This is a genomic window from Paroceanicella profunda, from assembly GCF_005887635.2.
Taxonomy (GTDB): domain Bacteria; phylum Pseudomonadota; class Alphaproteobacteria; order Rhodobacterales; family Rhodobacteraceae; genus Paroceanicella; species Paroceanicella profunda.
In genome coordinates this window covers 371,310-390,941 of record NZ_CP040818.1, presented here as the reverse complement: position 1 = coordinate 390,941, position 19,632 = coordinate 371,310, and the positions used below count along the sequence as shown (strand labels likewise).

Annotated in this window: 31 protein-coding genes; all 31 read left to right on the top strand. The window is 64.3% G+C overall.

Annotated features, from left to right (window positions below; all coding sequences use genetic code 11):
* Positions 1 to 130 precede the first annotated feature (130 nt).
* Positions 131 to 502 carry a 30S ribosomal protein S12 gene (rpsL, locus tag FDP22_RS01735; RefSeq protein WP_118133827.1) on the top strand — a complete coding sequence of 124 codons (372 nt, stop codon included), beginning with the start codon at positions 131 to 133 and terminating at the stop codon, positions 500 to 502.
* 349 nt (positions 503 to 851) lie between these two features.
* Positions 852 to 1,322 (top strand): 30S ribosomal protein S7, encoded by a 471-nt coding sequence (rpsG, locus tag FDP22_RS01730; RefSeq protein ID WP_138579506.1) that lies wholly within the window; start codon positions 852 to 854, stop codon positions 1,320 to 1,322.
* 21 nt (positions 1,323 to 1,343) lie between these two features.
* Positions 1,344 to 3,485 carry an elongation factor G gene (gene fusA / locus FDP22_RS01725; RefSeq protein WP_138579504.1) on the top strand — a complete coding sequence of 714 codons (2,142 nt, stop codon included), beginning with the start codon at positions 1,344 to 1,346 and terminating at the stop codon, positions 3,483 to 3,485.
* 51 nt (positions 3,486 to 3,536) lie between these two features.
* Complete coding sequence (gene tuf, locus FDP22_RS01720; RefSeq protein WP_143972233.1) at positions 3,537 to 4,712, top strand: elongation factor Tu; 1,176 nt, start codon at positions 3,537 to 3,539, stop codon at positions 4,710 to 4,712.
* An 86-nt stretch (positions 4,713 to 4,798) separates the two neighbouring features.
* Positions 4,799 to 5,107 carry a 30S ribosomal protein S10 gene (gene rpsJ / locus FDP22_RS01715; RefSeq protein ID WP_118133819.1) on the top strand — a complete coding sequence of 103 codons (309 nt, stop codon included), beginning with the start codon at positions 4,799 to 4,801 and terminating at the stop codon, positions 5,105 to 5,107.
* 14 nt (positions 5,108 to 5,121) lie between these two features.
* Positions 5,122 to 5,847 carry a 50S ribosomal protein L3 gene (rplC, locus tag FDP22_RS01710; RefSeq protein ID WP_138579174.1) on the top strand — a complete coding sequence of 242 codons (726 nt, stop codon included), beginning with the start codon at positions 5,122 to 5,124 and terminating at the stop codon, positions 5,845 to 5,847.
* Positions 5,844 to 6,464 carry a 50S ribosomal protein L4 gene (rplD, locus tag FDP22_RS01705; protein ID WP_138579176.1) on the top strand — a complete coding sequence of 207 codons (621 nt, stop codon included), beginning with the start codon at positions 5,844 to 5,846 and terminating at the stop codon, positions 6,462 to 6,464. The genes rplC and rplD overlap by 4 nt, the downstream gene beginning before the upstream one ends.
* A complete protein-coding gene (locus FDP22_RS01700; RefSeq protein WP_138579178.1) occupies positions 6,461 to 6,757 on the top strand; it encodes a 50S ribosomal protein L23 in 297 nt (98 codons plus the stop codon). The genes rplD and FDP22_RS01700 overlap by 4 nt, the downstream gene beginning before the upstream one ends.
* 77 nt (positions 6,758 to 6,834) lie before the next feature.
* Positions 6,835 to 7,668, top strand: a complete 834-nt coding sequence (gene rplB / locus FDP22_RS01695) for a 50S ribosomal protein L2 (protein ID WP_138579180.1) — start codon at positions 6,835 to 6,837, stop codon at positions 7,666 to 7,668.
* 12 nt (positions 7,669 to 7,680) lie between these two features.
* Positions 7,681 to 7,959 carry a 30S ribosomal protein S19 gene (rpsS, locus tag FDP22_RS01690; RefSeq protein ID WP_118133809.1) on the top strand — a complete coding sequence of 93 codons (279 nt, stop codon included), beginning with the start codon at positions 7,681 to 7,683 and terminating at the stop codon, positions 7,957 to 7,959.
* 3 nt (positions 7,960 to 7,962) lie between these two features.
* Complete coding sequence (rplV, locus tag FDP22_RS01685) at positions 7,963 to 8,343, top strand: 50S ribosomal protein L22 (protein ID WP_138579182.1); 381 nt, start codon at positions 7,963 to 7,965, stop codon at positions 8,341 to 8,343.
* Positions 8,343 to 9,047, top strand: coding sequence for a 30S ribosomal protein S3 (gene rpsC, locus FDP22_RS01680; RefSeq protein ID WP_138579184.1), 705 nt, complete (start codon positions 8,343 to 8,345; stop codon positions 9,045 to 9,047). The genes rplV and rpsC overlap by 1 nt, the downstream gene beginning before the upstream one ends.
* A gap of 12 nt (positions 9,048 to 9,059) precedes the next feature.
* Complete coding sequence (rplP, locus tag FDP22_RS01675) at positions 9,060 to 9,473, top strand: 50S ribosomal protein L16 (protein ID WP_118133802.1); 414 nt, start codon at positions 9,060 to 9,062, stop codon at positions 9,471 to 9,473.
* A gap of 95 nt (positions 9,474 to 9,568) precedes the next feature.
* A complete protein-coding gene (gene rpmC, locus FDP22_RS01670) occupies positions 9,569 to 9,769 on the top strand; it encodes a 50S ribosomal protein L29 (RefSeq protein ID WP_138579186.1) in 201 nt (66 codons plus the stop codon).
* 16 nt (positions 9,770 to 9,785) lie between these two features.
* Positions 9,786 to 10,022, top strand: a complete 237-nt coding sequence (gene rpsQ / locus FDP22_RS01665) for a 30S ribosomal protein S17 (protein WP_138579188.1) — start codon at positions 9,786 to 9,788, stop codon at positions 10,020 to 10,022.
* Between the two features lie 68 nt (positions 10,023 to 10,090).
* Complete coding sequence (gene rplN, locus FDP22_RS01660) at positions 10,091 to 10,459, top strand: 50S ribosomal protein L14 (protein WP_118133799.1); 369 nt, start codon at positions 10,091 to 10,093, stop codon at positions 10,457 to 10,459.
* The gene (gene rplX / locus FDP22_RS01655) at positions 10,459 to 10,773 is read left to right on the top strand and encodes a 50S ribosomal protein L24 (RefSeq protein ID WP_138579190.1); all 315 of its coding nucleotides are present in this window, start codon (positions 10,459 to 10,461) and stop codon (positions 10,771 to 10,773) included. The genes rplN and rplX overlap by 1 nt, the downstream gene beginning before the upstream one ends.
* Positions 10,766 to 11,317: a 50S ribosomal protein L5 gene (rplE, locus tag FDP22_RS01650; RefSeq protein ID WP_138579192.1), complete on the top strand. Its 552-nt coding sequence runs from the start codon at positions 10,766 to 10,768 to the stop codon at positions 11,315 to 11,317. The genes rplX and rplE overlap by 8 nt, the downstream gene beginning before the upstream one ends.
* A 13-nt stretch (positions 11,318 to 11,330) precedes the next feature.
* A complete protein-coding gene (rpsN, locus tag FDP22_RS01645; protein ID WP_138579194.1) occupies positions 11,331 to 11,636 on the top strand; it encodes a 30S ribosomal protein S14 in 306 nt (101 codons plus the stop codon).
* A 10-nt stretch (positions 11,637 to 11,646) separates the two neighbouring features.
* Entirely contained in the window at positions 11,647 to 12,045 is a 399-nt protein-coding gene (gene rpsH / locus FDP22_RS01640) for a 30S ribosomal protein S8 (protein ID WP_170317550.1), read from the top strand.
* A gap of 11 nt (positions 12,046 to 12,056) precedes the next feature.
* Entirely contained in the window at positions 12,057 to 12,590 is a 534-nt protein-coding gene (rplF, locus tag FDP22_RS01635; protein WP_138579196.1) for a 50S ribosomal protein L6, read from the top strand.
* A gap of 11 nt (positions 12,591 to 12,601) precedes the next feature.
* Entirely contained in the window at positions 12,602 to 12,961 is a 360-nt protein-coding gene (rplR, locus tag FDP22_RS01630; protein WP_138579198.1) for a 50S ribosomal protein L18, read from the top strand.
* A gap of 10 nt (positions 12,962 to 12,971) precedes the next feature.
* Positions 12,972 to 13,535 (top strand): 30S ribosomal protein S5, encoded by a 564-nt coding sequence (gene rpsE / locus FDP22_RS01625; RefSeq protein ID WP_138579200.1) that lies wholly within the window; start codon positions 12,972 to 12,974, stop codon positions 13,533 to 13,535.
* Between the two features lie 12 nt (positions 13,536 to 13,547).
* Positions 13,548 to 13,736 (top strand): 50S ribosomal protein L30, encoded by a 189-nt coding sequence (rpmD, locus tag FDP22_RS01620; protein ID WP_138579202.1) that lies wholly within the window; start codon positions 13,548 to 13,550, stop codon positions 13,734 to 13,736.
* Positions 13,737 to 13,892: 156 nt separating this feature from the next.
* Positions 13,893 to 14,375, top strand: a complete 483-nt coding sequence (rplO, locus tag FDP22_RS01615) for a 50S ribosomal protein L15 (RefSeq protein WP_138579204.1) — start codon at positions 13,893 to 13,895, stop codon at positions 14,373 to 14,375.
* A 95-nt stretch (positions 14,376 to 14,470) separates the two neighbouring features.
* Positions 14,471 to 15,814 carry a preprotein translocase subunit SecY gene (gene secY, locus FDP22_RS01610; protein ID WP_138579206.1) on the top strand — a complete coding sequence of 448 codons (1,344 nt, stop codon included), beginning with the start codon at positions 14,471 to 14,473 and terminating at the stop codon, positions 15,812 to 15,814.
* Positions 15,811 to 16,458, top strand: a complete 648-nt coding sequence (locus FDP22_RS01605) for an adenylate kinase (protein ID WP_138579208.1) — start codon at positions 15,811 to 15,813, stop codon at positions 16,456 to 16,458. Before secY ends, FDP22_RS01605 begins: the two co-directional genes overlap by 4 nt.
* Before the next feature lie 241 nt (positions 16,459 to 16,699).
* Positions 16,700 to 17,068: a 30S ribosomal protein S13 gene (gene rpsM, locus FDP22_RS01600; RefSeq protein WP_138579210.1), complete on the top strand. Its 369-nt coding sequence runs from the start codon at positions 16,700 to 16,702 to the stop codon at positions 17,066 to 17,068.
* A gap of 12 nt (positions 17,069 to 17,080) precedes the next feature.
* A complete protein-coding gene (gene rpsK / locus FDP22_RS01595) occupies positions 17,081 to 17,473 on the top strand; it encodes a 30S ribosomal protein S11 (protein WP_138579212.1) in 393 nt (130 codons plus the stop codon).
* 115 nt (positions 17,474 to 17,588) lie between these two features.
* Positions 17,589 to 18,605 carry a DNA-directed RNA polymerase subunit alpha gene (locus FDP22_RS01590; protein WP_138579214.1) on the top strand — a complete coding sequence of 339 codons (1,017 nt, stop codon included), beginning with the start codon at positions 17,589 to 17,591 and terminating at the stop codon, positions 18,603 to 18,605.
* A 116-nt stretch (positions 18,606 to 18,721) separates the two neighbouring features.
* Positions 18,722 to 19,144, top strand: coding sequence for a 50S ribosomal protein L17 (gene rplQ, locus FDP22_RS01585; protein WP_138579216.1), 423 nt, complete (start codon positions 18,722 to 18,724; stop codon positions 19,142 to 19,144).
* Positions 19,145 to 19,632 lie beyond the last annotated feature (488 nt).

Sequence of the window (19,632 nt, the reverse complement as noted above, 5' to 3'; positions counted from 1 at the left end):
CAGGGCTCACCCCTCGGTCCTCTGGAATTTCGCCGCGGCGGATCCTTCGGGTCCGGTGTCGGCCCTTTTTGCGTTTCGCGAACTCTTCGCGGATCGTGCGATGAAACTGGTTGAACGGGGTCTAAGCCCAATGCCGACAATTCAGCAGCTGATCCGCAAGCCGCGGCAGCCCCGAGTGAAGCGTCAGAAATCCATGCACCTGCAGGCTTGCCCGCAGAAGCGCGGTGTCTGCACGCGTGTCTACACCACCACGCCGAAGAAGCCGAACTCGGCCCTTCGCAAGGTTGCCAAGGTGCGCCTGACGAACGGTTTCGAGGTCATCTCCTACATCCCCGGTGAAGGCCACAACCTTCAGGAGCACTCTGTCGTGCTCATCCGCGGCGGTCGTGTGAAGGATCTTCCCGGCGTGCGTTACCACATCCTGCGCGGTGTGCTCGACACGCAGGGCGTGAAGAACCGGCGCCAGCGTCGCTCCAAGTACGGTGCGAAGCGGCCGAAGTGATCTGATGGGCTGGCCTCTCATTCGGAGGCCACCTGTTTCGCCACGACTGCCGGCGCCGGTATGGCGCGCATTGCTTCCCCGGGACCACCGGGCCGGATCGCCTCAGGCGGCCCGGGCAGGGCAGGGGAAAGCTGCCGCGGAACTGTGATGCGGCAACATGGTTCAGCACCGCCAAGAGCGCGCTGGCCGTGGCAGACGGGACCGGAGGCAAGGCCGGCCCATTGAACACCGGACGGACAGGGCGCCCCGGCGCCAGGCCCCGACGGGACTGAAGAACAACACGGGATGCAGGTCCGCGCTTCGCGACTGCTCCAGCCAGAAAGAGCCTAGTCGCTCAGGAGACAACGAGATGTCGCGACGCCACCGCGCAGAGAAGCGTGAAGTTCTCCCCGACGCCAAGTTTGGTGATCGGGTGCTCACCAAGTTCATGAACAACCTCATGTACGACGGCAAGAAGTCCGCCGCCGAGCGGATCGTCTACGGTGCCCTCGAGCGCGTCGAGACCAAGATCAAGCGGGCTCCGGTGGAAGTGTTCCACGAGGCCCTCGACAACATCAAGCCGTCGGTGGAAGTGCGCTCCCGCCGCGTCGGTGGTGCCACCTACCAGGTGCCCGTCGAAGTGCGCCCGGAGCGCCGCGAGGCTCTCGCGATCCGCTGGCTCATCACCGCGTCGCGCAACCGCAACGAGAACACGATGGAAGAGCGCCTCGCCGGCGAACTGCTCGACGCCGTGAACTCGCGCGGTACCGCCGTGAAAAAGCGCGAAGACACCCACAAGATGGCCGACGCGAACAAAGCGTTCAGCCATTACCGCTGGTAATTCAACGTCAGGACTTGACCGATGGCACGCGACTTCTCCCTGTCACGCTACCGTAACTTCGGCATCATGGCCCACATTGATGCCGGCAAAACCACGACCACCGAGCGTATCCTCTACTACACCGGCAAGAGCCACAAGATCGGCGAGGTGCATGATGGCGCCGCGACGATGGACTGGATGGAGCAGGAGCAGGAGCGCGGGATCACCATCACCTCGGCTGCGACGACCACCTTCTGGTTCCGCACCGAAGACGGCGTGAACCCTACCGGCATCTACGGGGACACCCCGGAAGAGGCGAAGTTCCGCTTCAACATCATCGACACCCCGGGCCACGTGGACTTCACGATTGAAGTCGAGCGTTCGCTCGCCGTGCTCGACGGTGCTGTCTGCGTGCTGGACGCCAATGCCGGCGTGGAGCCGCAGACCGAGACCGTGTGGCGCCAGGCAGACCGCTACAAGGTTCCGCGGATCGTGTTCGTCAACAAGATGGACAAGATCGGCGCGGACTTCTTCAACTGCGTCCACATGATCAAGGACCGCACCGGTGCGCGTCCGATGCCGATCCAGTGCCCGATCGGGTCCGAGACCGAGCTCGAGGGTCACGTCGATCTCATCACCATGGAAGAGTGGGTGTGGGAAGGCGAAGACCTCGGCGCGACCTGGGTTCACCGCCCGATCCGCGACGAGCTCAAGGACAAGTGCGAGGAAATGCGCGCTGAGATGATCGAGCTCGCCGTCGAGATGGACGACGCGGTCATGGAAACCTACCTGGACGGCGAAGAGCCGGACCAGGCGACCCTGCGCCGGCTGATCCGCAAGGGCACGCTGGAGATGGCCTTCGTGCCGGTTCTCTGCGGCTCCGCGTTCAAGAACAAGGGCGTCCAGCCCATGCTCAACGCAGTGATCGACTTCCTGCCGGGCCCGCTCGACGTTCCCGCCTACATGGGCTTCGCCCCGGGCGACGAGACGGAAACCCGCGACATCCCGCGCTCGGCCGACGATGGCCAGCCGTTCTCGGGCCTTGCCTTCAAGATCATGAACGACCCCTTCATGGGGACGCTCACCTTTGTGCGCATCTACTCGGGCCAGATTGCCAAGGGCGGCACTCTCCTGAACTCCACGAAGAACAAGAAAGAGCGCATCGGCCGCATGGTGATGATGCACGCGAACAAGCAGGAGGAAATCTCCGAGGCGTTCGCGGGCGACATCATCGCGATCGCCGGTCTCAAGGACACGACCACCGGTGACACCCTGTGCGACATCGCCAAGCCGGTCGTTCTCGAGACGATGAGCTTCCCGGCTCCGGTGATCGAGATCGCCATCGAGCCGAAGTCGAAGGCCGACCAGGAGAAGATGTCTCTCGGTCTGCAGCGGCTTGCGGCCGAGGACCCGTCCTTCCAGGTCTATTCGGACCCCGAGTCCGGCCAGACCATCATGAAGGGCATGGGCGAACTCCATCTCGACATCCTCGTCGACCGCCTGAAGCGCGAGTTCAAGGTCGAGGCCAACATCGGTGCGCCGCAGGTGGCGTATCGTGAGACCATCGGCCACGAGGCCGAGATCGACTACACCCACAAGAAGCAGTCGGGCGGCTCGGGCCAGTTCGCGCGCGTGAAGCTGGTCATCCAGCCGACCGAGCCGGGCGAGGGCTACAGCTTCGTCTCCGAGATCGTGGGTGGTTCGGTGCCGAAGGAATACGTCCCCGGTGTTGAAAAGGGCATCAAGTCGGTCATGGACTCCGGTCCGCTCGCCGGCTTCCCGGTGATCGACTTCAAGGTGAAGCTGATCGACGGTGCCTACCATGACGTCGACTCGAGCGTTCTCGCGTTCGAAATCGCGTCGCGTGCAGCGATGCGTGAGGGCCTCAAGAAGGCCGGCGCGAAGCTGCTCGAGCCGGTGATGAAGGTCGAGGTCGTGACCCCGGACGAATACACCGGCGGCGTGATCGGCGACCTGACCTCCCGTCGTGGTCAGATGCAGGGGCAGGACACCCGCGGCAACGCGAATGTCGTCACCGCCTTCGTGCCGCTCGCGAACATGTTCGGCTACATCAACGACCTGCGCTCCATGTCCTCGGGCCGCGCGCAGTTCACCATGCAGTTCGACCATTACGAGCCGGTGCCGGCGAACATCTCTCAGGAAATCCAGGCGAAATTCGCGTAGCGCGGTGGGGGAAACCCCACCCTGTGCGAATGCCGACGAAAGGATACGGAAATGGCTAAAGCTAAATTCGAGCGGAACAAACCGCATGTGAACATCGGGACGATCGGTCACGTTGACCACGGCAAGACGTCCCTGACCGCGGCGATCACGAAGTTCTTCGGTGACTTCAAGGCGTATGACCAGATCGACGCCGCGCCGGAAGAGAAGGCGCGTGGCATCACGATCTCGACCGCGCATGTGGAATACGAGACCGCGGCGCGCCACTACGCGCATGTGGACTGCCCGGGCCACGCCGACTACGTGAAGAACATGATCACGGGTGCGGCGCAGATGGACGGCGCGATCCTGGTTGTGAACGCGGCTGACGGCCCGATGCCGCAGACCCGCGAGCACATCCTTCTGGCGCGCCAGGTCGGCGTTCCGGCGCTGGTGGTGTTCCTCAACAAGGTCGACCAGGTCGACGACGAGGAGCTGCTGGAGCTGGTGGAGATGGAAGTGCGCGAGCTGCTTTCCTCCTACGACTTCCCGGGCGACGACATTCCGATCATCGCGGGTTCGGCCCTGGCCGCGCTCGAGGAGCGGAACCCGGAAATCGGCGAGAACAAGGTGCGCGAGCTGATGGCGGCCGTGGATGAGTACATCCCGACCCCGGACCGCCCGATCGACCAGCCGTTCCTGATGCCGATCGAGGACGTGTTCTCGATCTCCGGCCGCGGCACGGTCGTGACCGGCCGCGTGGAGCGCGGTGTGGTGACGGTTGGCGAGGAAATCGAGATCGTCGGCATCCGCGACACCCGCAAGACCATCTGCACCGGCGTGGAAATGTTCCGCAAGCTGCTGGACCGCGGAGAGGCGGGCGACAACATCGGCGCGCTGCTGCGCGGTGTCGACCGTGAGGGCGTGGAGCGTGGTCAGGTGCTGTGCAAGCCGGGTTCGGTGAAGCCGCACACCAAGTTCGAGGCGGAAGCCTACATCCTGACCAAGGAGGAGGGTGGCCGTCACACGCCGTTCTTCACCAACTACCGCCCGCAGTTCTACTTCCGGACCACGGACGTGACCGGCAACGTCGAGCTGCCCTCGGGCACCGAGATGGTGATGCCGGGCGACAACCTGAAGTTCACCGTGACCCTGATCAACCCGATCGCGATGGAAGAGAAGCTCCGCTTCGCCATCCGTGAAGGCGGCCGCACCGTCGGCGCAGGCGTGGTCTCCAAGATCATCGAATAAGGCGCGAGCCTGGAACCCCTTGGCCGGGGGATACGCCCCCGGCCATTACGTTTGAAGCTACCTAGCGATCCCAAAGAGGCGGTCACATGCAAGGTCAGAACATTCGCATCCGGCTCAAGGCCTTCGACTACCGTGTGCTGGACGCCAGCACTGCGGAGATCGTGAGCACGGCCAAGCGCACGGGTGCAACGGTACGCGGTCCTATCCCGCTGCCGAACAAGATCGAGAAATTCACCGTTCTTCGGGGTCCGCACATCGACAAGAAGAGCCGTGAGCAGTTCGAAATCCGGACGCACAAGCGTCTCCTGGATATCGTTGATCCGACGCCGCAGACCGTGGACGCGCTGATGAAGCTCGACCTCGCTGCCGGCGTTGATGTCGAAATCAAACTCTGAGGGGACGCGGAACGATGCGCTCTGGAGTACTCGCAAAGAAGCTGGGCATGACCCGGCTGTTCATGGAGGACGGGAAGCAGATTCCCGTGACCGTCCTTCAGATGGAAAACGTACAGGTCGTCGCGCAGCGTACGGCCGAGAAGGATGGCTACTCCGCTGTTCAGCTCGGTGCCGGCACGATCCGCGCGAAGAATGTCAGCCAGCCGATGCGCGGCCATTTCGCCAAGGCGAGCGTGGAACCGAAGCGTCGCCTGGCCGAGTTCCGCGTGACCCCGGACAACCTCATCGAGGTTGGTGCCGAGATCACCGCCGACCACTACCTTGCCGGCCAGAAGGTCGACATTGCAGGCACCTCGATCGGTAAGGGCTTTGCCGGTGCGATGAAGCGGCACAACTTCGGCGGCCTCCGGGCGTCGCATGGTGTGTCGGTCAGCCACCGTTCGCACGGCTCCACCGGCCAGTGCCAGGACCCCGGCAAGGTGTTCAAGGGCAAGAAGATGGCCGGCCACATGGGCGCCGTGCGCGTCACGACCCAGAACCTGGAAGTCGTGCGCACCGACGTCGATCGCGGCCTGGTCATGGTCAAGGGCGCCGTTCCCGGCTCCAAGGGCGGTTGGGTCACGATCAAGGACGCCGTGAAGACGCGTGCGCCCGAAGGTCTGCCGATGCCTGCCGCCATCCGGGCCGCCGCTGTCGCGGACGCTCCGGTTGCAGCCCCCGAAGGAGGCGCGGAAGAATGAAGGCCGATGTGATCAATTTTGACGCCGCCTCGGCGGGCGAGATCGAGCTCGCCGACGACGTCTTCGGGCTCGAGCCGCGCGCCGACCTGCTGCAGCGCGTCGTGCGCTGGCAGCTGGCCCGGCGCCAGGCGGGAACTCACAAGACCAAGACCCGGTCCGAGGTGAGCTACGCCTTCAAGAAGATCTACCGCCAGAAGGGCACCGGTGGTGCCCGTCACGGTAGCAAGGGCGTGGCGCAGTTCCGCCACGGTGGCACCACGAAGGGGCCGGTCGTGCGCTCGCACGCCCATGAGCTCCCGAAGAAGGTGCGCGCCCTTGGTCTCAAGCACGCCCTGTCTGCGAAATACGCAGCGGGTGAGCTGGTGATCATCGACTCCGCGTCGATGGAAGAGGCCAAGACTGCCCAGCTCCGCAAGAGCCTCACCAAGCTCGGCCTCGAGAAGGTGCTGTTCATCGACGGCGCCGAGGTGAACGAAAACTTCGCCCGTGCGGCACGCAACCTCGACAATGTCGATGTGCTGCCGAGCCAGGGCGCCAACGTCTACGACATCCTGCGTCGCACCAAGCTGGTGCTGACGAAGGCGGCCGTGGAAGCGCTGGAGGCGCGCCTGAAATGAGTGCGAAGCCCGAACAGTACGACGTGATCCGACGCCCGATCGTGACCGAGAAGGCGACCATGGCTTCCGAGAGCGGCGCTGTCGTTTTCGAAGTCGCGATGGACGCGACGAAACCGGCGATCAAGGCTGCCGTGGAAACGCTCTTCAATGTCAAGGTGAAGGCGGTCAACACCACCATCACCAAGGGCAAGGTGAAGCGTTTCCGTGGCCGGATCGGCCGCCGGAACGATGTGAAAAAGGCCTATGTGACGCTTGTCGATGGTGCAACCATCGACGTCACCACCGGTCTCTGATACATGCCTGCGGTGCCCGATTCGTCGGGTGCCGCATACAAACGTCTTGAACAACCAGTGAAGCGGAAGACAGCAAGATGGCGTTGAAAAAATACAAGCCGACGACGCCGGGCCAGCGAGGTCTGGTTCTGATCGACCGTTCGGAGCTGTGGAAAGGTCGCCCCGTCAAAGCCCTCACCGAGGGTCTGACGAAGAATGGCGGCCGGAACAACACCGGGCGGATCACGATGCGTCGCAAGGGCGGTGGGGCGAAGCGCCTCTACCGCATCGTCGATTTCAAGCGTCGCAAGTGGGACGTGCCCGGGCTCGTTCTGCGGGTCGAGTTCGACCCCAACCGGACGGCGTTCATCGCGCTCGTGCGCTACGAGGACGGCGAGCAGGCCTACATCCTGGCCCCGCAGCGCCTCGCAGTCGGTGACAGCGTGATCGCGGGCTCCCGCGTCGACGTGAAGCCGGGCAATGCGATGCCCTTCTCCGGCATGCCGATCGGCACGATCGTGCACAATGTCGAGATGAAGGCAGGCAAGGGCGGGCAGATCGCCCGCGCTGCCGGCACCTATGCCCAGTTCGTCGGTCGCGATGGCGGCTATGCCCAGCTCCGCCTGTCCTCGGGCGAGCTGCGCATCGTGCGCCAGGAGTGCATGGCCACGGTTGGCGCGGTGTCGAACCCCGACAACTCGAACCAGAACATCGGCAAGGCTGGCCGCAACCGGCACAAGGGCATCCGCCCGTCGGTCCGCGGTGTCGCAATGAACCCGATCGATCACCCGCACGGCGGTGGTGAAGGTCGGACTTCGGGCGGCCGCCACCCGGTTACCCCGTGGGGCAAGCCGACCAAAGGTCATCGGACGCGCAGCAACAAGGCGACCGATAAGTTCATCCTCCGCTCGCGCCACCAGCGCAAGAAATAAGGAGCCAGCCCTATGTCACGTTCCGTCTGGAAAGGCCCCTTTGTCGACTCGTATGTCCTCAAGAAGGCAGCGAAGTCGCGCGAGAGCGGCCGTAATGAAGTCATCAAGATCTGGTCCCGCCGGTCGACGATCCTGCCTCAGTTCGTGGGTCTCACCTTCGGCGTCTACAATGGCCAGAAGCATATCCCGGTGAATGTCACCGAGGAAATGATCGGTCAGAAATTCGGTGAGTACAGCCCGACCCGCACCTACTACGGGCACGCCGCCGACAAAAAAGCGAAGCGGAAGTAAGCCATGGGACAGAAGAAAAACCCCCGTCGCGTGGCGGAAAACGAGGCAATGGCCAAGACGCGGATGCTGCGCACCAGCCCGCAGAAGCTGAACCTCGTCGCGCAGCTCATCCGGAAGAAGCCGGTCGGCAAGGCGCTGACCGATCTCACCTTCTCGAAGAAGCGCATCGCGGCTGACGTGAAGAAGTGCCTTCAGTCTGCCATCGCCAACGCCGAGAACAACCACGGGCTCGACATCGATGAGCTGGTTGTGGTCGAAGCCTATGTCGGCAAGAACCTGGTCCTGAAGCGCGGTCACCCGCGTGCCCGCGGCCGGTTCGGCAAGATCATGAAGCCGTTCAGCCAGATCACCATCAGGGTCCGTCAGGTCGAGGAGCAGGCATAATGGGACAGAAGGTCAATCCGATCGGTCTGCGCCTGCAGATCAACCGTACCTGGGATAGCCGCTGGTATGCGGACACCAAGGACTACGGCCGCCTGATGCACGAGGATCTCAAGATCCGCGAGTTCATCAAGAAGCGCTGCGCCCAGGCCGGCATCAGCCGCGTGATCATCGAGCGCCCGCACCGCAAGTGCCGGGTGACGATCCACTCGGCGCGCCCGGGCGTGATCATCGGCAAGAAGGGCGCCGACATCGAGACGCTGCGCAAGGAAGTTGCGAAGCTCACCGATTCGGAGCTGCACCTCAACATCGTTGAAGTGCGTCGCCCGGAAGTGGACGCCCAGCTGGTCGGCGAGAACATCGCCCAGCAGCTCGAGCGTCGCGTGTCCTTCCGTCGCGCCATGAAGCGCGCGGTGCAGAACGCGATGCGCATGGGTGCCCTGGGTATCCGCATCAACCTCGGCGGCCGGCTCGGCGGCGCGGAAATCGCCCGCGTCGAGTGGTACCGCGAGGGCCGCGTTCCGCTGCACACGCTGCGTGCCGACATTGATTACGCGACGTCCGAGGCGCTCACCGCCTACGGCATCATCGGGATCAAGGTCTGGATCTTCAAAGGCGAGATCATGGAACATGACCCCGCCGCACGCGACCGTCGCCAGGCCGAGCTGCAGGAGGGTGCCGGTGGGCGCCCGCAGCGCGGCGCTTGAGGAGGATAGAAGATGCTTTCACCGAAGCGCACAAAATTCCGCAAGCTCCACAAGGGCCGGATCCATGGCGAAGCCAAGGGCGGTACTGACCTCAACTTCGGGTCTTTCGGCCTGAAGGCGACCGAGCCTGAGCGCATCACCGCGCGGCAGATCGAGGCGGCCCGCCGCGCGATGACCCGCCACATGAAGCGCCAGGGCCGTGTCTGGATCCGCATCTTCCCCGACAACCCGGTGACGCAGAAGCCCACCGAAGTTCGTATGGGTAAGGGCAAGGGCTCCGTCGAGTACTGGTCGGCCAAGGTGAAACCTGGCCGCATCATGTTCGAGCTTGACGGCGTGGCCGAAGATGTGGCAAGGGAGGCCCTCAGATTGGCCGCCATGAAGCTGCCGATCAAGTGCCGGTTCGTCCAGCGCGAGGATTGGTAAGGGCAGGGCCCCGGAAATTTCCGGGGCCTCGGCCTTTATTTTGGTTGGAAAAGCATGGGGCTGATTCCCATGACTTCTGATGAAGGGATATGGCGATGAACGCCGCCGAACTGCGCGACAAGACGCCCGATGAGCTGCGCGATCAGCTCGTCGCGCTCAAGAAGGAGGCCTTCAACCTCCGCTTCCAGCAGGCCACCGGCCAGCTCGAGAACACCGCACGCATGGGCGTCGTCCGCAAGGACGTTGCTCGCGTGAAAACGATTCTGAACCAGAAAGCCGCTTCGGCGGCCGAGTGATCGGAGAGAGACGAGAATGCCGAAGCGCATCCTGCAGGGCACCGTCGTGAGCGACAAGAACGAGCAGACCGTCACGGTTCTGGTCGAGCGTCGCTTCGCGCATCCGGTCATGAAGAAGACCGTCCGGACGTCCAAGAAGTACCGGGCTCATGACCCGCTCAACACGTTCAAGACCGGCGACACCGTGCGCATCGAAGAGTGCGCCCCGGTCTCGAAAAGCAAACGCTGGGCTGTGGTGACCGAAACCGCGTAAGCGGTCTTCCCCACATGCCCGGTTAGTCGAAACCGTGGGGCAGGTCCCCACAGGTCGGGAGTAACCCAATGATCCAGATGCAGACCAATCTGGATGTCGCTGACAACTCCGGCGCACGCCGGGTGCAGTGCATCAAGGTTCTCGGCGGCTCGCATCGCAAGTATGCGTCCGTCGGCGACATCATTGTGGTTTCCGTCAAGGAAGCCATTCCGCGGGGACGCGTGAAGAAGGGTGACGTCCGCAAGGCCGTGATCGTTCGCACCGCGAAGGAAGTGCGTCGCGAAGACGGCACCGCCATCCGCTTTGACCGCAACGCCGCCGTCATCCTGAACAACCAGGGTGAGCCGGTCGGGACCCGTATCTTCGGCCCGGTCGTGCGCGAGCTGCGCGCCAAGAACTTCATGAAGATCATTTCGCTGGCTCCGGAGGTGCTCTGATGGCTGCGAAACTCAAGAAGGGCGATACCGTCATCGTTCTTGCCGGCAAGGACAAGGGCAAGCAGGGCGAGATTCTTTCGGTGATGCCGAAGGATGAGCGCGCTGTGGTGAAGGGTGTCAACATGGCCATCCGCCATATTCGCCAGACCCAGACCGACCAGGGCGGCCGCGTCTCGAAAGAGGCCGCGATCCACCTGTCGAACCTCGCACTCGTCGACCCCAAGGAGGGTGGCGCGACCCGCGTCGGCTTCCGCATGGAGGGTGACAAGAAGGTGCGTTTCGCGAAGAAGTCCGGGGAGACGATCGATGGCTGATTACACGCCCCGTCTGCGCGCTCTCTACAAGGAGAAGATCCGCGCGGCGCTGAAGGAAGAATTCTCGTACAAGAACGAGATGATGGTCCCGAAGCTCGAGAAGATCGTCCTGAACATGGGCGTCGGTGAAGCGGTTTCTGATTCCAAGAAGATCAAGTCCGCCCATGACGACCTGATGGCGATCGCCGGGCAGAAGCCCGTCATCACCAAGGCGAAGAAGTCCATCGCGGGCTTCAAGGTGCGCGAAGACATGCCGCTCGGTGTGAAGGTGACCCTTCGCGCGGACCGCATGTACGAGTTCCTGGACCGCCTGACCACTATCGCGATGCCCCGTATCCGTGACTTCCGCGGCGTGTCGGGTAAGAGCTTCGACGGCCGTGGCAACTACGCCATGGGCCTGAAGGAGCACATCGTGTTCCCCGAGATCAACTTCGACAAGGTCGATCAGGTCTGGGGCATGGACATCGTCATCTGCACCTCCGCTGCTTCTGATGCGGAAGCGAAGGCGCTGTTGAAGCACTTCAACCTGCCCTTCCAGAACTGAGGCGGAGGAGAAAATGGCCAAAGTAAGCATGATCGAGCGCGAGAAGAAGCGCGAGAAGCTGGTTGCCAAGTACGCCGCCAAACGGGCAGCGCTGAAGGCGACCGCGACTGATGAAAACCTGGAGATGTCCGAGCGGTTCAAGGCGCGCCTCAAGCTCGCCAAGCTGCCCCGCAACTCCTCGCCCACCCGTCTTCACAACCGGTGCCAGATCTCGGGTCGTCCGAAGGCCTACTACCGGAAGCTGAAGATGTCCCGTATCGCCCTGCGCGATCTGGCCTCCATGGGTCAGGTTCCGGGCATGGTCAAATCCAGCTGGTGAGGAGCGCAAAATGTCTGTGAACGATCCTCTCGGCGATATGCTGACCCGCATCCGCAACGCGCAGATGCGCGGCAAGACGAAGGTGATCACGCCTGCGTCGAAGCTGCGCGGCTGGGTTCTCGATGTGCTCGCCTCCGAAGGCTACATCCGGGGCTACTCCCTGGATGACAGCGTCAAGGGCAAGCCGAACTACTTGATCGAACTCAAGTACTTCGACGGCACCCCGGTGATCCGCGAAATCAAGCGCGTCTCCACGCCCGGTCGTCGCGTCTACAAAGGCGTGAAGGAGCTCCCGTCGGTCCGCAATGGCCTCGGCGTGGCGATCCTGTCGACCCCCAAGGGTGTCCTCTCTGATGCGCAGGCCCGCGCCGGCAATGTCGGTGGCGAAGTGCTCTGCACCGTGTTCTGAGGGAGCTGGCTATGTCTCGTATTGGCAAGAAACCGGTTCCGATCCCTGGTGGCGTCTCCGCCTCCGTTTCGGGCCAGACCATCGAGGTGAAGGGGCCGAAAGGCGTCCGCACCTTCCGCGCGACCGATGATGTCGACATCAAGGTCGAAGAGAACACCGTCGTGGTGAAGCCGCGTGGCACGTCCAAGCGCGCCCGCCAGCAGTGGGGCATGTCCCGGACCCAGGTCGAGAACCTGGTGACGGGCGTGACCACCGGCTTCAAGAAGGAGCTCGAGATCCAGGGTGTCGGTTACCGCGCCCAGGTCCAGGGCAAGATCCTGAAGCTGGCGCTCGGCTACTCCCATGATGTCGACTTCCCGATCCCGGAAGGCATCTCGATCGTCTGCGCAAAGCCGACCGAGATCGCGATCGAGGGTATCGATCAGCAGGAAGTCGGCGAAGTGGCGGCCAAGATCCGCGACTGGCGGCGTCCGGAGCCCTACAAGGGCAAGGGCATCCGCTACAAGGGTGAGTTCATCTTCCGCAAAGACGGCAAGAAGAAGTAAGGAGCAACAAGATGGCTATGAGCAAACTTGCGCTGTTCCAGAAACGCCGTATGCGCGTGCGGAGCAGGCTCGCGAAGGTCAGTGGCGGCAAGCCCCGGCTGAGCGTCCACCGGTCCTCGAAGAACATCTCGGTCCAGGTGATCGACGACGCGCAGGGTCGGACCCTCGCCGCGGCGTCGACGCTGGAGGCCGGGTTCGGTCTCGCGGGCAAGAACAACGTCGAGGCTGCCGCGAAGATCGGCTCCGCGATTGCCGAGCGCGCGAAAGCCGCCGGTGTCGAGGAAGTCGTGTTCGATCGTGGCGGCTACCTTTTCCACGGCAAGGTGAAAGCCCTTGCGGATGCCGCCCGTGAGGGCGGTCTCAAGTTCTGAGGAGGCGATAATGGCACGGGAAGACAACCGTCGGGACCGTCGCGACCGCGACGAAACCCCGGAATTCGCCGATCGCCTCGTCGCGATCAACCGCGTTTCGAAGACCGTGAAGGGCGGCAAGCGCTTCGGCTTTGCAGCTCTCGTGGTTGTCGGTGACCAGAAGGGTCGCGTGGGCTTCGGCAAGGGCAAGGCCCGCGAAGTTCCGGAAGCGATCCGCAAGGCCACCGAGCAGGCGAAGCGCCAGATGATCCGGGTTCCGCTCCGCGAGGGCCGGACGCTGCACCACGACCAGGAAGGCCGCCACGGCGCCGGCAAGGTCGTGATGCGCGCCGCCCCGCAGGGTACCGGCATCATCGCGGGTGGTCCGATGCGCGCCGTGTTCGAGATGCTCGGCATCCAGGACGTGGTCGCGAAGTCCATCGGCTCGCAGAACCCCTACAACATGATCCGCGCCACCATGGACGGGCTCGTCGGTGAGTCCAGCCCGCGTCAGGTGGCTCAGCGTCGCGGTAAGAAGGTGGCGGACATCCTGCCCCGGCACGACCATGACGCCCCGGAAGCGGCTGAAGCGTAAGGAACCGGAGCAATGGCAAAGACCATCGTCGTCAAGCAGGTCGGTTCGCCGATCCGCCGCCCGGACGTTCAGCGCCGCACGCTGATCGGCCTCGGCCTCAACAAGATGCACAAGACCCGTGAACTGGAGGACACGCCGTCCGTCCGGGGCATGGTCAACAAGATCCCGCATCTCGTTCAGATCATCGAGGAGCGCGAGTAATCGCCCTCCTGCCCTCCTCGGGGGGCACTGCCATTCGGGGTCCCGGGCCATGCCCGGGACATCCGCGTTCCGGGGCCGGCGTCCGCCTGCCCGCAACATGCCGTGTCCGGGAGCTCTGACGCTCCGCTCCCGCGTCCGGCCAGAGGAGACAGCGTCATGAAACTTCACGAACTCGCCGATATGCCCGGCGCCACCAAGGCTCGCAAGCGCATCGGCCGTGGCCCGGGTTCGGGCAAGGGCAAGACGGGTGGCCGCGGTATCAAGGGGCAGAAGTCCCGCTCGGGCGTGTCCATCAACGGCTACGAAGGCGGCCAGATGCCGATCTACCGGCGCCTGCCGAAGCGCGGCTTCACCAACGCGCCCTTCGGCAAGCACCATGCCGTGATCAACCTCGGCCTCATCGAGAAATTCATCGCCGCCGGCAAGCTCGACGCCGCCGCGACGATCACCGAGGATGCGCTGATCGCCTGCGGTGCCGTGCGCCGCAAGCTCGACGGCATCCGCGTTCTCGCCAAGGGCACCGTCACCTCGAAGCTGACCCTCGAAGTGACCGGCGCCTCGAAGTCGGCCATTGCCGCGGTGGAAGCCGCCGGCGGTAGCCTGAAGGTGAGCGCTCCGGACACCGCATCGGCGGAATAAGGCTTGTGGGTGCGCGCTGCGCACTTTAGATCGGATACGTCTGCAGCGCCGCCCCGGTCATCGGACCCGGGCGGCGCAATTTTGGAGGGTGGAGCATGGCATCGGCCGCGGAACAGATGGCCCAGAACCTCAGTTGGGGCAATTTCGGGAAGGCCAAGGACCTGCAGAACAGGATCCTGTTCACCCTGGCCCTGCTGATCGTCTACAGGCTGGGCACGCATATCCCCGTTCCGGGGGTGGATACGGTACAGCTCCAGGCGTTCTTCGAGCGCGCGGGGCAGGGCATCGGCGGCATGCTCAACATGTTCACCGGCGGGTCGCTGGGTCGCATGGCGATCTTCGCCCTCGGCATCATGCCCTACATTTCGGCCTCGATCATCGTGCAGCTCATGGCCTCGATGGTCCCCCAGCTGGAAGCCCTCAAGAAAGAGGGTGAGGCGGGCCGTAAGAAGATCAACCAGTACACCCGCTACGGCACCGTGCTGCTGGCGCTGTTCCAGGCCTATGGCATCGCCGTGGGGCTGGAGAGCCAGAACCTGGTGCTGGAGGCCGGCTGGTTCTTCCGCGCCACCTGCGTGGTCACCCTGGTGGGCGGCACGATGTTCCTGATGTGGCTCGGTGAGCAGATCACCGCCCGGGGCATCGGCAACGGCATCTCGCTGATCATCTTCGTGGGCATCGTGGCCGGGCTGCCGCGCGCCCTCGTGCAGTTCTTCGAGCTGGGCCGCCAGGGCCAGATCTCCGCCGGCATGATCCTCGGCGTGATGGTGATGGCTGTCGCCGTGGTCGCCTTCGTGGTGTTCATGGAGCGGGCGCTGCGCAAGATCGTCATCCAGTTCCCGAAGCGCCAGGTGGGGATGAAGGTCTACGACAGCTCGAATTCCAACCTGCCGATCAAGGTGAACCCGGCGGGTGTGATCCCCGCGATCTTTGCCTCCTCGCTGCTGCTGCTGCCGACCACGGTCACCAGCTTCGCCGGCAGCGATTCCACCGGCGTGCTGAGCTATGTCGCGGCCTATCTGGGTCATGGCCAGCCGCTTTATCTGGTGCTGTTCGCGGCGATGATCGTGTTCTTCACCTATTTCTACACTGCCAACGTCGCCTTCAAATCCGAGGACGTGGCGGACAACCTGAAGAAGCAGGGGGGCTTCGTGCCCGGCCTGCGCCCGGGACCGCGCACGGCCGATTATCTCGATTATGTCGTCTCGCGCCTTCTGGTGATCGGGTCCGGGTATCTTGCGGCTGTTTGTCTCCTGCCGGAAATCCTCATTTCGCAGGCGGCGGTGCCGTTCTACTTTGGCGGGACCTCGCTGCTGATCGTGGTTTCCGTGACCATGGACACCATCAACCAGATCCAGTCGCACATGCTGGCGCACCAGTATGAAGGCCTGATCGAGAAGTCGCGCCTGCGGGGCAAGGGGAGAGGAAAACGCAAATGAACATTATCCTTCTAGGTCCGCCGGGTGCCGGCAAGGGAACCCAGGCCCGGATCCTGATGGACACCAAAGGCTTCATCCAGCTTTCGACGGGCGACATGCTGCGCGCCGCCGTGGCCGCCCAGACCGAGGTGGGCAAGCGGGCGAAGGCGGTGATGGATGCCGGCGGGCTGGTTTCCGACGAGATCGTGAATGCCATCGTCTCCGAGCGGCTGGACGCGCCCGACGTGGCGAATGGCGTGATCTTCGACGGCTTCCCCCGCACCGCGGCCCAGGCCGAGGCGCTGGACGGCATGCTCTCCGCGAAGGGCATGAAGCTGGACCGGGTGGTGTCGATGGAAGTCGACGACGAGACCCTGGTCGGCCGCGTTTCCGGGCGCTACACCTGCGCGAAGTGCGGCGAGGGCTACCACGACAGCTTCAAGAAGCCCGCCGTGGAAGGCACCTGCGACAAGTGCGGCAGCCATGAGTTCAAGCGTCGGGCCGACGACAACGCGGAGACCGTGCGCGGCCGCCTCGTTGCCTATCACGCCGAGACCGCCCCGCTGATCTCCTATTACGAGAAGCAGGGCAAGCTGGTGACGGTGGACGGGCTGGCGGATATCGGGGACGTCACCGCGTCCATCGCCTCCGCGCTCGACTCCTGAAAGAAACCTTGACGATCGCGGGATTCCTGCCTTGACGGCAGGGTCCCGTTTTCTATACTCCGCGCTCTCTCTGTTGAGAGTCGCTTCCACCTACGATTTCACCTCGGGAGCGCGGGATGCCTTGGGGCCCGGGACGGGGCCCGTTCAGCCGGACTTGCTTTCCTCGCCGAGGGCAGCAGGGTCGGCTTTGATTGTGACATAGGCCCCTCGCGCGGGCCGAGAGATGAACGGAGCTTGAGACGTGGCACGCATTGCGGGCGTAAACATCCCAACCGGAAAACGCGTTGAGATCGCCCTTACCTATATTCATGGCATCGGTAACACGACGGCCAAGGAAATCTGCTCTGCGGTCGGGATCGAATCCAGCCGCCGGGTGAACGAACTGTCTGACGCCGAAGTCCTCGCCGTGCGCGAGTTCATCGACGCCAACGTGGCGGTGGAAGGTGACCTGCGGCGTGAGCGCGCCGTGAACATCAAGCGCCTGATGGACCTGGGCTGCTACCGCGGCCTGCGCCATCGTCGCGGCCTTCCGGTGCGTGGTCAGCGGACCCACACCAATGCCCGCACCCGCAAGGGTCCCGCACGGCCCATCGCCGGCAAGAAGAAGTAAGGAGGCCGGTAGATGGCACGCGAAAAACGCGCAGCGCCCAAGCGCAAGGAACGCAAGAACATCGCATCGGGCGTGGCCCATGTGAATTCCAGCTTCAACAACACCAAGATCCTGATCGCCGACGCGCAGGGCAATGCGATTGCATGGTCCTCCTCCGGCACGATGGGCTTCAAGGGCTCCCGCAAGTCCACTCCCTACGCCGCGCAGGTTGCCGCCGAGGACGCCGCGAAGAAGGCTCAGGAGCATGGCATGCGCACCCTCGAGGTCGAGGTGCAGGGTCCCGGTTCCGGCCGTGAGTCCGCCCTTCGCGCCTTCCAGGCCGCCGGTTTCACCGTCACCGCGATCCGTGACGTGACCCCGATCGCCCATAACGGCTGCCGTCCTCCGAAGCGCCGCCGGGTCTGACGCCCCCATTCAGCGCGCAGGCCGGGATGCGAATCCCGGCCTGCGTGCCTTTTGTAATTTTCCTCGAGCGCCCGGATCGCGGATCCGACCCAGGGCAAGGATGGAGGACCAAGACATGATCCACAGGAACTGGCAGGAACTGATTCGTCCGCAGCAGCTTGACATCCGCCCCGGCCACGATCCGCGCCGGCAGGCTGTTGCCGTTGCGGAACCGCTGGAGCGGGGCTTCGGTCTCACGCTCGGCAACGCTCTGCGCCGGGTGCTGCTGAGCTCCCTGCAGGGTGCCGCGATCACCTCTATCCAGATCGACGGCGTGCTGCACGAGTTCTCCTCGATCGCTGGCGTCCGTGAGGATGTTACCGATGTCGTCCTCAACCTCAAGGGCGTTTCGCTCAAGATGGAAGTGGACGGCCCGAAGCGTGTCGTGCTCTCGGCCACCGGCCCGGGTGTCGTGACCGCGGGGGACATCTCGGTGACCAACGGGATCGAGGTGCTGAACCCGGACCACGTCATCGCCCATCTCGATGACGGTGCGACGCTCCACATGGAGCTGACCATCGCCTCCGGCAAGGGCTATGTCGCCGCCGACAAGAACCGCCCCGAGGATGCCCCGATCGGGCTGATCTCGGTGGATGCGCTGTTCTCGCCGGTGAAGAAGGTGAGCTACAAGGTCGAGCCCACCCGCGAGGGCCAGGTGCTGGACTACGACAAGCTCACCCTCACGGTGGAGACCGACGGGTCGCTGACCCCGGATGATGCGATCGCCTACGCGGCCCGCATCCTTCAGGACCAGCTGACCGTGTTCGTGAACTTCGAGGAACCGGAGACGCACACCCGCTCCGACGCCGCCGAGGAGCTGGAGTTCAACCCGCTCCTGCTCAAGAAGGTCGACGAGCTGGAGCTCTCCGTGCGCTCGGCCAACTGCCTGAAGAACGACAACATCGTCTATATCGGCGACCTGATCCAGAAGACCGAGGCGGAGATGCTCCGTACCCCGAACTTCGGCCGCAAGTCGCTGAACGAGATCAAGGAAGTGCTCACCACCATGGGCCTTCACCTCGGCATGGATGTTGTGGACTGGCCGCCCGACGATATTGACGAGCTGGCCAAGAAGTACGAAGACCACTTCTGATTTTCGACGCGGCCGCCCCGGTTTCCGGGGCGGTCGTGACTGCCCGGGTATCCGCCCCAAGGAGGCCTCCGCCAGATGAGGCCGGACAAAGCACAACACGCAAAAGGACACATGACATGCGTCACTCCAACGGCTACCGGAAGCTGAACCGGACCCATGAACACCGCAAGGCGATGTTCGCGAACATGGTCTGCTCGCTCATCGAGCACGAGCAGATCAAGACCACCCTGCCGAAGGCCAAAGAGCTGAAGCGCGTGATGGACAAGGTCATCACCCTCGGCAAGCGCGGTGATCTGAACTCCCGCCGTCTCGCCGCCGCCCAGCTGAAGCAGGACGTGCCGGTGCAGAAGCTCTTCGCCGTGCTGGCCGAGCGTTACAAGGACCGCGCCGGTGGCTACACCCGCGTCCTGAAGGCCGGCTTCCGCTATGGCGACATGGCTCCGATGGCGATCATCGAGCTGGTCGACCGCGATCCGGCCGCCAAGGGCGCCGGCGACAAGGCCCGCGTGGCCGAGTTCGAGTCCGCCGACGAGGAGTGAGCCGCCCGCGGGTTTCCCGCACCAGGTTCCGTCATCGCAAGGCCGCCCCCGTCCCGGGGCGGCTTTTTGCTGTCCGGGCTGCGCGCCCCGGCTCAAGACGGGCCCTCACGTGGGGGGAGGGCGGAAGCGGCGCAGAGGCCGCCGGTTCCCGGCCAGCGGCTCGGGCGTGCCGGCGTGCGCTCCCCCGTGGCCCCGCGCGTTGCACGCGCACCCTGTGCCGAGCGGGCCGCGGTTGCGCCGCGGCGTGGTTCGGGCAGACGGGATCGTGGTCCCGACACGGCGTGTCCCGCCGGGGAGGCGTGTTGCCTGCACCCCTGTCATGCGGCCAGAGCGGTGCACGCCGGTGCGTGGCCCGGACGGCCGCGGTGGTGTGCCCCGCCGGGGGCTGTGTTGTCGGCACCCCAGTCATCCGGCCAGAGCGGTGCATGCCGGTGCGTGGCCCGGACGGCCGCAGCGGTGTGCCCCGCCGGAGGGCCGTGTTGTCGGCA

Coding starts and splice junctions, on each gene's coding strand:
- rplX (WP_138579190.1), top strand. CDS start 10,459: ATGGCTGCGAAACTCAAGAAGGGCGATACCGTCATCGTTCTTGCCGGC.
- rplO (WP_138579204.1), top strand. CDS start 13,893: ATGAAACTTCACGAACTCGCCGATATGCCCGGCGCCACCAAGGCTCGC.
- FDP22_RS01590 (WP_138579214.1), top strand. CDS start 17,589: ATGATCCACAGGAACTGGCAGGAACTGATTCGTCCGCAGCAGCTTGAC.
- rpsE (WP_138579200.1), top strand. CDS start 12,972: ATGGCACGGGAAGACAACCGTCGGGACCGTCGCGACCGCGACGAAACC.
- rplE (WP_138579192.1), top strand. CDS start 10,766: ATGGCTGATTACACGCCCCGTCTGCGCGCTCTCTACAAGGAGAAGATC.
- rpsJ (WP_118133819.1), top strand. CDS start 4,799: ATGCAAGGTCAGAACATTCGCATCCGGCTCAAGGCCTTCGACTACCGT.
- rplD (WP_138579176.1), top strand. CDS start 5,844: ATGAAGGCCGATGTGATCAATTTTGACGCCGCCTCGGCGGGCGAGATC.
- rpsH (WP_170317550.1), top strand. CDS start 11,647: ATGTCTGTGAACGATCCTCTCGGCGATATGCTGACCCGCATCCGCAAC.
- rpsQ (WP_138579188.1), top strand. CDS start 9,786: ATGCCGAAGCGCATCCTGCAGGGCACCGTCGTGAGCGACAAGAACGAG.
- rpsL (WP_118133827.1), top strand. CDS start 131: ATGCCGACAATTCAGCAGCTGATCCGCAAGCCGCGGCAGCCCCGAGTG.
- rplB (WP_138579180.1), top strand. CDS start 6,835: ATGGCGTTGAAAAAATACAAGCCGACGACGCCGGGCCAGCGAGGTCTG.
- FDP22_RS01605 (WP_138579208.1), top strand. CDS start 15,811: ATGAACATTATCCTTCTAGGTCCGCCGGGTGCCGGCAAGGGAACCCAG.
- rplP (WP_118133802.1), top strand. CDS start 9,060: ATGCTTTCACCGAAGCGCACAAAATTCCGCAAGCTCCACAAGGGCCGG.
- rpsC (WP_138579184.1), top strand. CDS start 8,343: ATGGGACAGAAGGTCAATCCGATCGGTCTGCGCCTGCAGATCAACCGT.
- secY (WP_138579206.1), top strand. CDS start 14,471: ATGGCATCGGCCGCGGAACAGATGGCCCAGAACCTCAGTTGGGGCAAT.
- FDP22_RS01700 (WP_138579178.1), top strand. CDS start 6,461: ATGAGTGCGAAGCCCGAACAGTACGACGTGATCCGACGCCCGATCGTG.
- rplN (WP_118133799.1), top strand. CDS start 10,091: ATGATCCAGATGCAGACCAATCTGGATGTCGCTGACAACTCCGGCGCA.
- rplC (WP_138579174.1), top strand. CDS start 5,122: ATGCGCTCTGGAGTACTCGCAAAGAAGCTGGGCATGACCCGGCTGTTC.
- rpsK (WP_138579212.1), top strand. CDS start 17,081: ATGGCACGCGAAAAACGCGCAGCGCCCAAGCGCAAGGAACGCAAGAAC.
- rplQ (WP_138579216.1), top strand. CDS start 18,722: ATGCGTCACTCCAACGGCTACCGGAAGCTGAACCGGACCCATGAACAC.
- rplV (WP_138579182.1), top strand. CDS start 7,963: ATGGGACAGAAGAAAAACCCCCGTCGCGTGGCGGAAAACGAGGCAATG.
- rpmD (WP_138579202.1), top strand. CDS start 13,548: ATGGCAAAGACCATCGTCGTCAAGCAGGTCGGTTCGCCGATCCGCCGC.
- rpsN (WP_138579194.1), top strand. CDS start 11,331: ATGGCCAAAGTAAGCATGATCGAGCGCGAGAAGAAGCGCGAGAAGCTG.
- rplR (WP_138579198.1), top strand. CDS start 12,602: ATGGCTATGAGCAAACTTGCGCTGTTCCAGAAACGCCGTATGCGCGTG.
- tuf (WP_143972233.1), top strand. CDS start 3,537: ATGGCTAAAGCTAAATTCGAGCGGAACAAACCGCATGTGAACATCGGG.
- rpmC (WP_138579186.1), top strand. CDS start 9,569: ATGAACGCCGCCGAACTGCGCGACAAGACGCCCGATGAGCTGCGCGAT.
- rplF (WP_138579196.1), top strand. CDS start 12,057: ATGTCTCGTATTGGCAAGAAACCGGTTCCGATCCCTGGTGGCGTCTCC.
- rpsS (WP_118133809.1), top strand. CDS start 7,681: ATGTCACGTTCCGTCTGGAAAGGCCCCTTTGTCGACTCGTATGTCCTC.
- rpsG (WP_138579506.1), top strand. CDS start 852: ATGTCGCGACGCCACCGCGCAGAGAAGCGTGAAGTTCTCCCCGACGCC.
- fusA (WP_138579504.1), top strand. CDS start 1,344: ATGGCACGCGACTTCTCCCTGTCACGCTACCGTAACTTCGGCATCATG.